Origin of the sequence: Salinicola sp. LHM (assembly GCF_034479735.1) — a bacterium.
In the GTDB taxonomy this organism is placed as follows: Bacteria; Pseudomonadota; Gammaproteobacteria; order Pseudomonadales; family Halomonadaceae; genus Salinicola; species Salinicola salarius.
In genome coordinates this window covers 4,065,379-4,079,693 of record NZ_CP140261.1, presented here as the reverse complement: position 1 = coordinate 4,079,693, position 14,315 = coordinate 4,065,379, and the positions used below count along the sequence as shown (strand labels likewise).

Below are 14,315 nucleotides of genomic sequence, written 5' to 3'. Positions count from 1 at the left end.
GCGCGCCATCTCCGGCCAGCAAGCCCCGCCGCGACCACCGGGGTCAGGGCGGCTGCGGCACTCAGTCGACATCGTTGAGCAGCGACTCGAGCAGGGCGGCGTGGCGTGCCTGCATCTTGTCGAGCCGTGAACGGCGCGCATGGACGATGCACTCGAGCTCGTTCAGCGCGTGCTCGAAGTCGTCGTTGATAATGACGTGCTCGTACTCGTCGTAATGGGACATTTCGCTGACCGCGTCGCGCATGCGCCGCGCGATGATCGCCTCGTCGTCGGTGCCGCGTCCGGAAAGCCGCTCCTGGAGCGCGGCTCGCGAGGGCGGCAGGATGAAGATCGATTCGGCATCGGGAGCCTGTGCGCGCACCTGCTGGGCGCCCTGCCAGTCGATCTCGAGGATCACGTCCTCGCCCACGGCAAGGCGCTTTTCGACCTCCACCCGCGAGGTGCCGTAGTGGCGATCGAAGACCCAGGCATGTTCGAAGAACTCGCCGCGTTCGACCATCGTCTCGAACTCGGGCTGGCTGACGAAGTGATAGTTGACGCCATCCTGCTCGCCAGGGCGCATCGCCCGCGTGGTATGAGACACCGAGACGCCGATATCCGCGTTGCGCTGGAGCAGGGCGCGCACCAGGCTGGTCTTGCCGGCGCCGGAGGGCGCGGAAACGATGTAGAGCGTGCCCAGGGCACCGGCGCCGAATTCGGCGACAGGAGTATGAGGCGTCGGAGAAGCGTGCGACATGACAGAACGACCGTCCGGGAATGCATGAAGCGGCCTATTATGCCACGGAAACGCCATACCCCCGATAGCCCGCCATGCCGGGCGACGCTGCCGGAAGACGGGGCGAGATCGTCGGCACCGGCGCGGATTGGCCGAGCCCTATCGGCTACACTGCTTCCCCATTCGTGACATTCGGTCCCGCCAGCGACCGCGCCGAACCGACAAGGACGTCCATGAACGCCTCGAACGCTACCGAAACCCGCCGCGCCGGCCCATTTCTGGGGGTTGCCCTGGCTTTCGCAGCGACGATGATCGGCACCACACTGCCGACGCCGCTCTATCCCATCTACCAGCAACAGCTGGGTTTCTCGCAGTTGATGATCACGATCATCTTCGCCGTCTACGCTGCCGGCGTGATCGCGGCGCTGCTGATTACCGGGCGCTGGTCCGATCAGCTCGGCCGCCGCCCGCTGCTGTTTGCCGGCCTGGCGGCGTCGATCGTCAGCGACCTGGTGTTCTGGCACGCGGACGGATTGGGGATGATCCTGGCGGGGCGGGTGCTGTCGGGCGTCTCCGCCGGCATCTTCACCGGCACGGCGACCGTCGCCGTGATGGAACTGGTGCCGGCCTCTTGGCAGCGCGTCGGCACTCTCGTCGCCACTGCGGCCAACATGGGTGGCCTGGGCCTCGGGCCGATGCTCGCCGGCGTGCTGGCGGTACTCTTTCCCATGCCGCTGGCGCTGCCCTATATCGTCCACCTGGTGCTCGCCCTGGTGGCGGTGGTCTGCATCTGGCGTGCGCCGGAAACCGTGAAGCGCCCCGAGCGGATTCGCCTGCGGGTGCAGAAACTCAAGGTGCCCGCCGAGGTGCGGGGCGTGTTCGTCCCGGCGGCCATCGCCGCCTTTGCCGGCTTCATGGTGTGCGGTTTCTTTACCGCCGTGACGCCTGCCTTTCTGGGCAAGGTGCTGGGCTATACCAATCACGCGCTGATCGGCTTCGTGGCCGGGCTTCTGTTCATCGCGTCCACGGTCGGCCAGATGCTGCAGGGGCGTCTGGCCGAGGCGCGCCGCCTGCCGATCGGCTGCGGGGTGCTGTTCGTCGGCGTGCTTTTCGTCGCCTGGGGGATCGGCGCGGCGCAGCTGGCGGGCTTCATCATCGGCGCGATCGTCGCCGGCATCGGCCAGGGCATCGCTTTCCGTGCCGGAATGGGCGCGGTGACGGCGGCCAGCCCCGACGAGCACAAGGCGGCCGTCGTCTCCACCTTCTTCTTCGTGGCCTATATCGCCATCTCGCTGCCGGTCGTGGGCATCGGCCTCGTCGGCAGCGTTCTCAGCCTCAAGATGACCGGGCTGCTGTTCGACCTGCTCGTCGCGGTGCTGTGCAGCGTGGCGCTGTGGCTGCTGCTACGCCGGAACCGCCGCCAGGCGTCCGCCTAGGCGTGATGCGAGGCGAATGCCGGCGAGGCGGTCTCTGGTATCATGAGTGCCGATTCGCTCAACCGACTGCCAGGAGTTCCCGATGACCGCTTCGCCCGACACGCTTCGCATCCGCCGCCCCGACGACTGGCACCTGCACCTGCGTGACGGCGAGGTGCTCGAGACGGTGCTCCCCTACACCAGCCAGACCTTCGCCCGCGCCATCGTCATGCCCAACCTGGTGCCGCCGGTGACCACGATCGAGGCGGCCAGCGCCTACCGCGAGCGGATTCTGGCGGCAACTCCCGCCGGCCATGACTTCACCCCGCTGATGACCTGCTATCTCAACGAGAGCGTTTCCCGCGAGACGCTGGAACAGGGCCACGGCGATGGCCTGTTCACCGCGGCCAAGCTCTACCCGGCCAACGCCACCACCAACTCCCAGCACGGCGTCAAGCGGATCACCGACGTCTATCCGCTGCTGGAAGTGATGCAGCGCATCGGCATGCCGCTGCTGATCCATGGCGAGGTCACCCGGGGCGAGATCGACATCTTCGATCGCGAGAAGCATTTCATCGACGAGGTGATGACCGACATCCGCCGCCAGTTCCCCGAGCTGAAGGTGGTCTTCGAGCACATCACCACCAAGGAAGCGGCCCAGTTCGTACTGGATGGCGACGAGTTCCTGGGCGCCACGCTGACGCCACAGCACTTGGCCCAGAACCGCAACGACATGCTGGTCGGCGGCATCCGCCCGCACCTCTACTGCCTGCCGATCCTCAAGCGGCAGGAGCACCAGCAGGCGCTGCGAAAGGCCGTCGCCAGCGGCCACCCGCGCTTCTTCCTCGGCACCGACTCCGCGCCCCACGTCACCGCCGCCAAGGAGACATCCTGCGGCTGTGCCGGCGTGTTCAACGCCGAAGCCGCGCTCTCGATCTATGCCGACGTGTTCGAGCAGGAAGGCGCGCTCCAGCACTTCGAAGCCTTCTGTTCCGAGAACGGCCCACGCTTCTACGGCCTGCCGTTGAATGAAGGCAGCGTGACGCTGAGGCGCCGACCCACACCCGTTGCCGAGTCGATCGGCCAAGGCGACAACACTTTCGTGCCCTATAAGGCGGGAGAGTCGCTGAGCTGGTCGGTGGCGGTGGAGGCATGACCAGAGACCCTCTGAGCATTGGCCTGGCGCAGATCGGCTCGGTCGCCGGCGATTTTGAGGCCAACTTGGCGCGTCATCTGGTCGTAATTGAGCAGGCTGCTGCGGCTGGCGTGGGACTACTGATTTTTCCTGAACTCTCGTTGACGGGATATGAGCCAGCTCTCGCTGCGGAACTGGCGCTGCCACCGAACGATCCTTGTTTAGCGCCTCTTATCGAAGCAGCAAAGCGCCATGAGCTCTGTGTCGTCGCCGGCCTACCTCTGATGGGCAGCGAACGCCCTCGAGTAGGTGCTCTGACCATCTCCTCGACCGGAGAAGCATCTACCTACGCCAAGCGGCATCTCCATCCGGGGGAAGAGGCGGTCTTCGAGCCCGGTACGAAGCACTGCTTGTTGGATTTCAACAATGAGCGAGTCGCCATCGCCATCTGTGCCGACACCAATGCATCCGAACATGCCGAGCAGTACGCCAAGCTCGGGGCCACGGTCTATCTTGCTGGCGTGTTGATCACCGAAGGCGGATATGCCGCCGACACTGATCAACTTGCGCGAACGGCGGCGCGCCACAACCTACTGGTGGGCATGGCCAATCATAACGCGGCCACTGGCGGCATGATGGCAATCGGCAAAAGCGGATTCTGGACTCCGGAAGGAGAGCTGATGGTTGCCGACAATAGCGATATGCTGGTAGTAGCCACTCGTCAGGACGAAGGCTGGTCGGGTCGGCTCCACGCACTCAAATAGCGATCAATTGTGGAATTGTCTGGCCACGGATGACCGACGATAGTCAAGAAAACGCGTCTCGAACAGGAGCGCCCGAGGTTTCAGCAGCCGACTGAGCCGTTGGCCCGGGCGAGCGTTGTATCGAAGGGGATGATCGACCATGCGTGGCGTCCCTCCGGCGCAATCCACAGCGGGATCGCATTGGCCGAGCGCGGGCCGGCAGGCGTGCCATGAGCCAGCCAGCGTACGGCGCGTACCAGCCCGGAGTGGCCGACGATCAGCGGGGTGTCGGCTTCCTCGAGCAGCGCGTTGAGCGTGTCGGCGATGCGTTCGACGAACGCCTCCCAGGATTCGCCGCCTGCCGGCGTGCTCATGTAGGGAATGGTTTCCGGAATCGCCTGGCCTTCCAGCTCGCCCCAGTGGCGCTCCATCAGCCCGTCGACGACACGATCCGGCGCTCGGCCCAGCGCCAGTTCGGCGGTACGATAGGCGCGTTGCAGCGGGCTCGCGGCCACCAGCGACCAGTCGATATCGCCCAGCAGCGCCCGCGCGCGCCGGGCTTCTTCCTCTCCCTGCGGCGTCAGCGCCACGTCATGCTGGCCGCCGATCCGGCGTTCGAGATTGCGGGTGCTCTGGCCGTGGCGGAGGAAGACGAAGGGGCGGCGGATCAGGGCAGGCATGGCGGTTCCTTTGGCATGACGGTTGTTTTGGCGCGGGCGGTACGGCATGACATCGAACGGGGAACGCGATTCTCGCCGTTTCGCCGGGCGATGATTTGCCGGCTATGAGGTTTTACGGTAACACTGCGGGTTCGCCAATCGTCATACAACACGATCTTCATATAACACGATCTGCACACGACAACCGTCGGATCGGATGACGGCCGGATTTCATCACGCCCAGGTCAGCTGGCGATCCGGCCCTCCATGATCCCATCACCGCGAACCGCGCGCGAGGAGCCTCATGTCCACCGCTCTCGATATCCATATCTATACCGACCCTGATTTCCGGCAGTCGAAGGACTTCGCCGACGAGCGCGTCTTCGGCATTCTGAACGAGTTCGCGGGGCTGTCGTCGCGTATCGCGCTGAGCTTCAGCCACGACGAGGCCGCCCTCGATGCCGCGCTGGCGACGGCGGAGGTGCTGATTCTGGTCGGCGCGCTGGATATCGCCGACGTCGCCGCACGGGCGCCCGCCCTGCGATGGATCCATATCACCAGCGCGGGGGTGGACCGAGTGCCGCTGGACCGGCTGCCGGCCCATGTGCTGGTCACCAACGCCAAGGGCAACCACGAGGCGCGGGCCCGCGAGTTCTCGATGACCGCGCTGCTGATGCTCAACAACCGGTTGCCGGATTTCGTCACCCAACAGCGCGAGAAGCACTGGGAGCAGACCGCGATCGAACCCATCGACGGCAAGACGGTGGTGATCCTGGGCATGGGCGCGCTGGGCAGCGCGGCGGCCGAGGCGGCCAAGCGGCTCGATCTGAAAGTGATCGGCGTCAGCCGTTCGGGCAAGCCGCATCCGCTCGCCGATGTCAGCTTGCCGCAGAGCCGGTTGAAGGACGCGCTGGCCGATGCCGACTTCCTGCTGATCACGCTGCCGCTGACGCCGGAGACCCGCAACGTGGTCGGTGAGGCGGAGCTGGCGGCAATGCCCGCGCGTGGCGGCGTGATCAACATCGGCCGCGGCCCGGTGCTGGATGTCGCGGCGTTGGCGAAGCGGCTGGAAGCCGGGCAGCTGCGCGGCGCCGTGCTGGATGTCTTCCCCCAGGAGCCGCTGGCCGCGGATTCGCCCTACTGGACCACGCGCAACCTGATCGTCACGCCGCACAGCGGGCTCTACGACGCCGACTACGTGCCGCGCTGCCTGCGTTTCTTCTTCGCCAATGTCGAGCGCTATCTGGACGACCGGCCACTGGAGAATCGGGTCGATACGGCGCTGGGCTACTGATCGAAATCGAAGCTTCGCTCACACTGTCTGCCACAGCATCGGGTCCGGGTTGCCCAGCGTCTCGGCGATGATGTCCAGCGCGCGATCCAGCGCTTCCCGGCTCTCGGCGGCGCTGATGCAGATGCGGATCGCCTGCGGCGCCGCGACATTGCCGAGACAGAAGCTTTCCGCACTGCTGACGCTGACCCGACGCGCCTTCAACTGTTCGACCACATGGCTGGTGCGCAGCTCGCCGGGCAACGGCAGCCATAGATAGAAGCCGCCGCGCTGCCCGCGCGGCTTGAACCTTCCCAGCTTCTGCATGGCGTGATCGAAACGCCATGCCAGCTCCTCGCGCTGCCATGCCAGCAGGGCGGCGGCATCGCCACTGGCGATCCAGTGGCAGACCAGCGAGGTCATCAACGGCGGCGGCATCCAGCTCTGGGCGCGCAGCGCTGCCGTCAAACGGCCGTGCAACGCTTTGGGCGCACGCAGGGCGCCGACGCGCAGGCCGCCACCCAGCAGCTTGGCGACCGAGAACAGCGTCACGGTGCGCTCCGGCGCCAGCTGGTAGAGCGGCGTCGCGGGTTCGATATGCGGGTGCTGGTAGACCTCGTCCTCGATCAGCCAGAACTGCCGCTCCCGCGCCAATGTCACGAGATCCCGACGGCGCGATTCGCCGAGCCGCGCGGTGGTCGGATTATGGCAGTCCGGCATCACATAGAGCGCGCGAAACGGCTGCTGGTCGAAGGCTCTGGCCAGGGCGTCGATATCGATGCCTTCCTCGTCATGGGGAATCGCCACACTCTTGAGCGAGAGCTGCTGCAGCGCGCTGATCAGACCAGGGTAGGTCAGGCGTTCGGCGGCCAGCCGTTCGCCCGGCGCCAGCAGCGCGCTAAGGCTGAGATAGATGCCGTGCATTCCGCCCTGATCGATCAGCAGCTCGTCCGCCGAGACCGGCCGGCCAGACTGGGTGAGCCAGTCGGCGAAGATCTCCCGCTGGCCCGTCTGGCCCTGCTCCGGCTGGTAGTCGATCGCCGCACGCAGGCTGGCAGGATCGTGCTGGATCGCCTGCATTGCCCGCCCCAGTGCGGCCTCGCGCTCGGGATGCGCAGGCGGCAGCGACAGGCTGAGATCGATCATGTCGCTCTCGGGCGGGGTCTGTCGGACATGATTGAAGGGCTCGGTCCGCGGCTGACTGTCGCGCACGTAGGTGCCGCTGCCGACTCTTGCGCTGACGATACCTCGCTGTTCGGCAAGCGCGTAGGCGCGTGTGATCGTACCGACGGTGACGCCGAGCGCGTCCGCCAGCCGGCGCTGGGGCGGTAGCTTGGCGCCCGCCGGCAGTTCGCCGCTGGCCGTGGCGGCGGCGATGGCATCGGCCAGTTCGCGATAGCGCGGACCCTGGCCGGGGAGTGTGGGTATCCAGATTGTCATGGTGACAAAAATCGAGTTGACCGAAGAAACGGTGGGTTTATGCTCGGATTGTTCGGAAGATTAATCGCTGTGTCAATAAATTGAACCCATACAATTTTGGAAAACGACTTCCTGGAGAGGTATCCGATGTCTACCGTGCTGACGTTCCGCGAACTGCCCTACGCCCGTGAAAACCTGGCGACCGTGTTGTCAACGACAGGGGCAATCGGCGAAGACGGTGTGGTGGTCACGGATGCCACGCTGTTCTATCCCCACGGTGGCGGCCAGCCAGGCGATCAGGGCGTGTTCATCACCGCCGACGGGCGTACCCTGGCGGTGCGCGATACGCGCAAAGGCGACAATGGCGAGGTGCATCATCTGCTCGATCCGGCGGATGCACGGGAATACCGGCTGGAAGTCGGCCAGAGCGTCACCCAGCAGATCGACTGGGCGCGGCGCCATGCCCATATGCGCATGCATACCGCGCTACACCTGCTCTCCGTGGTCGTGCCCCACGGCGTGACCGGCGGCAGCATCGGCGCCGAGCGTGGCCGGCTCGACTTCGATCTGGGCGAGGCCAGCTTCGACAAGGACGAACTGACCGAGCGCCTCAACGCCCTGATCGCTGCCGACTATCCGGTCACCAGCGAGTGGATCAGCGAAGCGGAGCTCGATGCCCGTCCCGAGCTGGTGAAGACGATGTCGGTGACGCCGCCGCGTGGCGCCGGCGAGATCCGCATGGTTCGCATCGGTGATGTCGACTACCAGCCCTGCGGCGGCACGCACGTGAATTCGACCGCCGAGGTCGGCGCGATCCAGGTCGCCAGCATCAAGAATCGCGGCGCGCGCAATCGCCGCTTCACGCTGACCTGGGCGGAAACGCCAGGGGGTGGCAAATGACCTCGCTGGCCTGGTGGTTCTCGGTGGCGCTGTTCTCGATCTCGATGACCGGCACGCCCGGCCCCAACAACGTGATGCTGACCGCTTCCGGCGCGCTCTACGGCTATCGCCGCACGCTGCCGCACATCTTCGGCATCATGGCGGGCTGTTTCGTGCTGTTCATGGCCGTGGCGCTGGGTCTCGGCGTGCTGTTCGAGCGCTTTCCGGTCGTGCAGCAGGCGCTCAGGATCGTCGGCGCCATCTATCTGCTCTATCTCGCATGGAAGATCGCCACCGCGCCGCCGCCGGACCTGGCAGCCAGAGAAGGGGCACGACCACTGACCGCCTGGCAGGCGGCGGTGTTCCAGTTCGTCAATCCCAAAGCGTGGGTGATGGGCATCGCGCTGATCGCCGGTTTCATGCCGAACGATGGTTCCCTGCTGGTCAATGCCGCAATCCTGTCGCTGTTCATGGAGCTGGTCGCCTTCCCCTGCATTTCGCTCTGGGCCGGCTTCGGCATGGCGATCGGCAGGCTGCTGAAGACGCCGCGCGCCTGGCGCGTCTTCAACGGCGTGATGGGGCTGGCGACCGCCGCCTGCGTGGGATTCATCCTGAGCTGAAAGCCGAAGCCGCGATACAGCCAAGATTCACGACTAGAACGACGAGCCTGGCTGGCGCAGAAACTCGATCTCTTCAGGCGTCGATTCGCGCCCCAGAATCGCGTTGCGATGCGGGTAGCGGCCGAAACGCTCGACGATCGCACGATGGCGGTGCTCGTAATCCAGCTGCTCCTCCATGCCGGGCTGGTCGAACAGCTTGACCGCCTGATCGTGAATCGCCAGCGACTCGCTGTGCATGAATGGCATGTAGGCGAAGATGCGCCGGGTCAGCGGCAGTGCGTCATCCTCGCCTCGCGAGATCAGTTCCTGGGCGAGTGCCAGCGCCAGCGGGTCCTGGGCGAAGGCACTCGGCGTATCGCGATGGATATTGCGCGAGAACTGGTCGAGCACCACGATCTCCGCCACCCGGCCCGCGGGCGTCTCGCGCCACTGCCAGCACTCGCAGCGGGCCGCGGCGGCCAGCGTCTCGCCGAAGCGTTCGGTGATGGTGCGGTCGAGGTCGTCGCTCTTGATAAACCACTGTTTCGGTGTCAGCTCCTCGAACCAGAAGTCGAGTACCTGCTGCGAGGTGGCGAGGGTCATGAGTCGGTCTCCCGGTTGGCGATCGGTTTCATCGAGTCTGGCAGCATCCTGGCGCGCGGTCTCGCTTCGGCGTTGCCGGCCGCCCTGAACCCTCGACAAAGGGAAGATTCGAAGACGGCACCGCTACGCTGGCACCAGCGCCCGGTCACGGCGGCGGATCTGCCAGGCGAAGCCGAAGCCGACCGGCAGCACGGCGACGGTGGCCAGCGCCAGGGTCGGTGTCGTACCCGAGAAGGCGATGATGGCGCCGCCAATGCCGGTGCCGAGAGACTGGCCGGTGAAAAACGCGGTCGAGAACAGCGAGACGGCGGCGCCGCGTCGCTCCGGTGCCATCTGCGTCGCGGTGGTCTGCAGCGTGTTGTGGAGCATGTAGAACCCCAGCCCGAACAGATAGCAGCCAACGACGGCGACACCGGGCGTCGGCCAGCGGCAGATGGCGGCCAGCGCGATCGCGATCAGCACGCAGCCCAGCTGGCACAGGCCGGTTTCGCCCAGTTTGGGAACCAACCGCCGCGCCAGCAGCGCGAAACTCAATCCGCCGACGGCGAACACCGCCAGGATCAGCCCGGCCTCGGTCAGCGGCAGCCCGCCGGCGACGTGCAGATGGCTGGCTACGAACGCGAACCCGCAGAAGACCGCCGCGCCCTCGAAGAACACACTGATCAGCACCACGCGCGGCCACGGCTTCTGCAGCACGTGGCGCAGGCTCACGCCGAGCGATTCCGGCTTCCGGCCCTGGGGCCGTTCATGCCGCCCGACGCGATACCACAGCAGCCCGCTGGCGGCGGCGAACAGCACGGTGTAGACCAGAAACGGCCACTGCCACCAATCCTGTTCCGCAGCCAGGCCGCCGAAGGTCTGGCCGCAGGCGAGCCCGCAGATCTGCCCGATCAGAAAGCGCGCCAGCACGGCCTGGCGCTGCTCGTAAGGCACATTGTCGCCGATCCAGGCCATCGATAGCGGGATCACCGCTGCGCAGCCGACGCCTGCCAGCATGCGCGCGGCAATCAGCGTCGCCAGGCTTCCCGAGAGCGCGCAGAGCAGGCTGGCGACAGCGGCGACGACCGCGAACAGCGAGATGACGCGCAGTTTACCGTAGCGGTCGCCGCTTGGGCCCAATACCAGTTGCAGGCAACCATAGACGATCGCGAAGGCGGTGATTGCCCAGGAAGCGCCGCTCAATGTCGTGGTATAGACCTCGGCGATCCGCGGCAGCATGGGATCGAGAATGCGCTGCGTAGCGGCCGCGCAGAAGGCAGTCAGGGCCAGCAGAATAATGGTCGGCCAAGGCGTGGGCGTATCGGTGTGTGGCGTGGATTTGTCGGTGCGAGAGTCGATGGCGGGCACGGGCAGTCGGTTCCGGATGGCGGATAGCAAGGGATATTAGCACGCTAACGCCTCCCGTTACCCAAGGCGATCAGGAGCGTGGCCATCACGACTTCCCTGGACATAACGATCCAAGGCCGCAAAAGAGGCCTCGGATCTTCACTTGGGTTGCGATGCGAGATCACACTTCGACGTTCAGGGTCACATCGATATTGCCACGAGTGGCGTTGGAGTAGGGGCAGACCTGATGGGCCTTCTCGACCAGCGCTTCGGCCTGTTCCCGATCCATGCCCGGGAGCTTCACCGTCAGCGTCGCTTCGATGCCGAAACCCTCGCCCTTGGGGCCGATGCCGACTTCGCCCTGGATCCGGGTGTCGTCGGGCAGCTTGGCCTTCTCTTTCGAGGCGACCAGTTTCAGTGCGCCGATGAAGCAGGCGGAATAGCCGGCCGCGAACAGCTGCTCCGGGTTGGTGCCATCGCCGCCGGCGCCACCCAGTTCCTTGGGCGTCGACAGTTTGAGATCGATGGCACCGTCGGCGGCGGTGGCACGGCCGTCGCGGCCGCCAGTAACAGTCGCTTCGGCACGATAGAGGACGTTATCGAGTGACATGATGAATCTCCTTCCGGGTTTGTGATCGCGGTCTATTGAATCGTGTGCGATCTAGTTGGTAAAGATAATCTTCCGCCAAGCATGCTAACGCTTCACTGTATGTCGAGTCGCCGACGCAGTCCATGCAGCGCATCGCGCAGTTCGGCAGCCTCCTCGGGCGTGCACTGCCCCGCACAGCCGGCGGCATGGGGGATCGCCTTGGCCTGCTCGCGCAGCGAACGGCCCTTCTCGGTCAACGCGATCTCGACCTGGCGTTCATCCTGGCGCGAGCGCTGCCGGGTGATGAGCGCTGCCACTTCCAGCCGTTTCAGCAGCGGCGTCAGCGTGGCCGAATCCAGGTACAGCTGTTCGCCGATCTCCGACACCGTCTGCCGGTCCCGCTGCCACAGCACCAGCATGGTCAGGTACTGGGGATAGGTCAGATCGAGCTCGCGCAGCAGGCCGCGGTAGAGCTTGTTCATCGCCAGCTGGGTCGAATAGAGCGCGAAGCAGAGCTGCGATTCCAGGGCCAGCGTGTCGTCGGTATCGTTGGGTATCGTCATGCATTCAATCTATATCGCGCACGATTCAATCGCTAATTAGGTTTTGCTATGAAGGTGATCACGAGGAGGATCGCGTCAGCAGGCGTTGACGGGTCGAGCGATCACGCGGGAGCAGACCCACGCTAAGCCCGAAAGGGCGAAAGGCGCGATTGAGAGAACCCAGTGATTGGGTCCCGCTGTCGTTCTCGATGGCCGAAAGCGTTCGTCGGCTCACCGACGCCAGTGCGGCATAGCGGGTCTGGTTCATCTCCAGAACCTCCCGGCGCAGTCGTTTCAGAAGCACTCCCGTGGTGATTTTTTCCTCGAACAGTTGGTCGAGCAGATCGAACAGTAGCGCTTCACGTTCCTGAGGAGAAAGACGGCTCATGTCAGCCCCCAAGCATCGAGTTTTTCGTCGAGATAGTCGAATCCCAACGCGGGCAGATCGAGAATCGAATTCGGAACGCCTCGCTGCCGCAGGCGAGCTTTCAGGCCTTTCAATCGTCTTCCCAGCTGGCGGAGCTCGGCGAGCAGGTCGTCGGCGGGAACCAGCGGATCGAGCCGTTGAGCGATCCCTTGCCAGTCGAAACGGCCGCCTTCTTCGTAGGGCGCGCCCCATTGTGTGGTGCGTATGATGCCTTCGGGGTCCGCCTTCATGGGCGCGAAATCATAGACCGGCGCCAGCCCCAGGCCATCGGGCCGCTTGATCATCGCGGTATTGCGGCCATGATTGTCCGAGTTGCCGAAAGCGACGTTGAGAAGATCCCGCTTGACCCACTCCACGACGAAACGGGAAACGTCGAAGGTCTCGCCCATTTCTCTGACGCGATATTGCTGCTGACACTTGGCAACCAGCGTGTCGATCGCTTCAAAATGATTGAGGAAAGTGCCCGGAGGCTTCTCCAGCAGCGAATAAAGCGACTCCAGACCGAAGAGTGTGCGTTCTCCTTCGATGAAATCGACATCGAATCGAGGCAGCCAGAGGCTGGGGTAGCGGGTTCCTTCGATGAGTTCCATACCGCGGATATCGATGGTGTCGACGCCCAGTGCCTGCAGCTCGTGATAGAAGTGGTACTCCGCGCGCAGAATGTCGCAATCCATGTCCGAGCGGTGGCCGCGGGGGAATTTCACCAGATAATGTGCATCGGTATTACGGGGATCGTCCTGCCAGGTATCGATCCAGATTTCATCCTGCGCGCCGCGACGCAGCAGCAGTTTGGGTGCTTCGCCGCCCGCGCCGGTCGCACCACCACCGGCGGCGCCCACCTGCTGGGCATATTCCAGAAAGTCGGTATGGCGTTCCACGACATCGTCCAGCGTGAATCGATGGTGTTTCAGCTGACTGCCCGTCGGCAGTTGGGGCAGCGCCTGCTTGATGCGCAGATTGCCGACGGGCGCTATCGTGCCCTGGGCCAGCAAGGCGTGGTCCTGTTCGTGTGGGGGCAGTGACTGAAGTCCCAGTCGATTGACCCAGTAACGTCGGCTGGCCCCCGACGGCATGATGTCGTCGAGCATGGCGAACCAATTCGTCCGGCGATACAGGAGCATCAGCTCGACCGGCAGGTTCAGACTGCAGGCGTGCTCGTCATCCCGGCCCATCCAGTCGATGGCGTAATCGGTCGAGTACCCAAGCGCGATGGTGCCGCGCCGGCCTGCCTTCGGGTCATCGATCTGAAGTTCTGCGGCATCGTGCCATTGGCCATGATGGAACAACTGTATCGTCAGTGACATATCGATCGCACTGGGTAAATTGTTGCTCAAATTTATCATGCCTGGCTCAATTTGAGTCATTTCTTGCTCATTAAAATGTTCTCCCGACATTTATGAGTCATAAATTGCTCAAATAGGATGCTCTCATCCCGACCGGTCCCACAGCGGGGTGGGCAATATCGCTTCGGAGACATAATCGAGAAACGCGCGCACCTTGCGCGTTCGCAGGCGGTGCTCGGCGATCAGCACGTGGATGTCGCGGCGGCCGGGCATGACCTCGCCGCGCCAGGCGGCCAAGAGAGGAACCAGATCCCCTTCGACAGCGCATCGCCGATCAGCCAAGTGGGAAACAGCACCAGCCCCTGGCCCAGCAGCGCCGCGGCGACCACGTAATTCATCGGCACCAGTCGACGTGCCACCAGCGAGGAGTCGGCCAGATTGCCGACGCGAAAGGTGATGTCCTGGCCTTCTCGGCGCCGGTTTTCGTCGTCATGGAGTGTTAATGGCGGCCAGGTCACTATGCTCTGCTTGAAAAGTCGATGAGCGAAGGCAAGGCCGGGGCGCGTAGCTAAGGTAAAAATTGGCGAAAACGGACCGGACTGGCGCCCCAGTTTACGGGATGTAAATGAGCATGTGACTCGCTCCGCTCACCCTTCGGGTCGTCCTTCGGACGTTCTGAACGTCGTTCAGTGAGCCAATTTTTAACGCCGC

16 protein-coding genes are annotated in these 14,315 nt (G+C 64.6%); 6 read left to right on the top strand and 10 right to left on the bottom strand.

Annotated features, from left to right (window positions below; translation table 11 throughout):
• Positions 1-61: 61 nt before the first annotated feature.
• Positions 62-736, bottom strand: coding sequence for a guanylate kinase (gmk, locus tag R5R73_RS18580; protein ID WP_110630917.1), 675 nt, complete (start codon positions 734-736; stop codon positions 62-64).
• 212 nt (positions 737-948) lie between these two features.
• Here gmk and R5R73_RS18575 point away from each other — a divergent pair, with 212 nt between their 5' ends.
• From R5R73_RS18575 to R5R73_RS18565, 3 genes are all read left to right on the top strand, one after another.
• Complete coding sequence (locus R5R73_RS18575) at positions 949-2,151, top strand: MFS transporter (RefSeq protein WP_322528322.1); 1,203 nt, start codon at positions 949-951, stop codon at positions 2,149-2,151.
• A gap of 82 nt (positions 2,152-2,233) precedes the next feature.
• Entirely contained in the window at positions 2,234-3,286 is a 1,053-nt protein-coding gene (gene pyrC, locus R5R73_RS18570; protein ID WP_322528321.1) for a dihydroorotase, read from the top strand.
• Positions 3,283-4,029, top strand: coding sequence for a carbon-nitrogen hydrolase family protein (locus tag R5R73_RS18565; protein ID WP_322528320.1), 747 nt, complete (start codon positions 3,283-3,285; stop codon positions 4,027-4,029). Before pyrC ends, R5R73_RS18565 begins: the two co-directional genes overlap by 4 nt.
• A gap of 80 nt (positions 4,030-4,109) precedes the next feature.
• Here R5R73_RS18565 and R5R73_RS18560 read toward each other — a convergent pair whose 3' ends face one another.
• The gene (locus R5R73_RS18560) at positions 4,110-4,688 is read right to left on the bottom strand and encodes a histidine phosphatase family protein (protein ID WP_322528319.1); all 579 of its coding nucleotides are present in this window, start codon (positions 4,686-4,688) and stop codon (positions 4,110-4,112) included.
• 283 nt (positions 4,689-4,971) lie between these two features.
• On the opposite strand from R5R73_RS18560, the gene R5R73_RS18555 reads away from it, so the two are divergent.
• Complete coding sequence (locus R5R73_RS18555) at positions 4,972-5,961, top strand: D-2-hydroxyacid dehydrogenase (RefSeq protein ID WP_322528318.1); 990 nt, start codon at positions 4,972-4,974, stop codon at positions 5,959-5,961.
• 18 nt (positions 5,962-5,979) lie between these two features.
• On the opposite strand, the gene R5R73_RS18550 is transcribed toward R5R73_RS18555, so the two are convergent.
• Positions 5,980-7,377 (bottom strand): PLP-dependent aminotransferase family protein, encoded by a 1,398-nt coding sequence (locus tag R5R73_RS18550; protein ID WP_322528317.1) that lies wholly within the window; start codon positions 7,375-7,377, stop codon positions 5,980-5,982.
• A gap of 126 nt (positions 7,378-7,503) precedes the next feature.
• Between R5R73_RS18550 and R5R73_RS18545 the strand changes: the two genes are divergently transcribed.
• Both R5R73_RS18545 and R5R73_RS18540 read left to right on the top strand, forming a co-directional pair.
• The gene (locus R5R73_RS18545) at positions 7,504-8,256 is read left to right on the top strand and encodes an alanyl-tRNA editing protein (RefSeq protein ID WP_087720659.1); all 753 of its coding nucleotides are present in this window, start codon (positions 7,504-7,506) and stop codon (positions 8,254-8,256) included.
• The gene (locus R5R73_RS18540) at positions 8,253-8,855 is read left to right on the top strand and encodes a LysE family translocator (RefSeq protein WP_322528316.1); all 603 of its coding nucleotides are present in this window, start codon (positions 8,253-8,255) and stop codon (positions 8,853-8,855) included. Before R5R73_RS18545 ends, R5R73_RS18540 begins: the two co-directional genes overlap by 4 nt.
• A gap of 33 nt (positions 8,856-8,888) precedes the next feature.
• On the opposite strand, the gene R5R73_RS18535 is transcribed toward R5R73_RS18540, so the two are convergent.
• From R5R73_RS18535 to R5R73_RS18505, 7 genes are all read right to left on the bottom strand, one after another.
• The gene (locus R5R73_RS18535) at positions 8,889-9,437 is read right to left on the bottom strand and encodes a DUF924 family protein (RefSeq protein ID WP_087720662.1); all 549 of its coding nucleotides are present in this window, start codon (positions 9,435-9,437) and stop codon (positions 8,889-8,891) included.
• 123 nt (positions 9,438-9,560) lie between these two features.
• The gene (locus tag R5R73_RS18530; RefSeq protein WP_322528315.1) at positions 9,561-10,784 is read right to left on the bottom strand and encodes an MFS transporter; all 1,224 of its coding nucleotides are present in this window, start codon (positions 10,782-10,784) and stop codon (positions 9,561-9,563) included.
• 160 nt (positions 10,785-10,944) lie between these two features.
• The gene (locus tag R5R73_RS18525; protein ID WP_087720665.1) at positions 10,945-11,373 is read right to left on the bottom strand and encodes an organic hydroperoxide resistance protein; all 429 of its coding nucleotides are present in this window, start codon (positions 11,371-11,373) and stop codon (positions 10,945-10,947) included.
• 92 nt (positions 11,374-11,465) lie between these two features.
• Positions 11,466-11,915: a MarR family transcriptional regulator gene (locus R5R73_RS18520; protein WP_322528314.1), complete on the bottom strand. Its 450-nt coding sequence runs from the start codon at positions 11,913-11,915 to the stop codon at positions 11,466-11,468.
• Between the two features lie 58 nt (positions 11,916-11,973).
• A complete protein-coding gene (locus R5R73_RS18515; RefSeq protein ID WP_087720669.1) occupies positions 11,974-12,282 on the bottom strand; it encodes a transcriptional regulator in 309 nt (102 codons plus the stop codon).
• Positions 12,279-13,625, bottom strand: a complete 1,347-nt coding sequence (locus R5R73_RS18510; RefSeq protein WP_322528313.1) for a type II toxin-antitoxin system HipA family toxin — start codon at positions 13,623-13,625, stop codon at positions 12,279-12,281. The genes R5R73_RS18515 and R5R73_RS18510 overlap by 4 nt, the downstream gene beginning before the upstream one ends.
• 221 nt (positions 13,626-13,846) lie before the next feature.
• Entirely contained in the window at positions 13,847-14,122 is a 276-nt protein-coding gene (locus tag R5R73_RS18505) for a hypothetical protein (RefSeq protein ID WP_322528312.1), read from the bottom strand.
• Between the last annotated feature and the right edge of the window lie 193 nt (positions 14,123-14,315).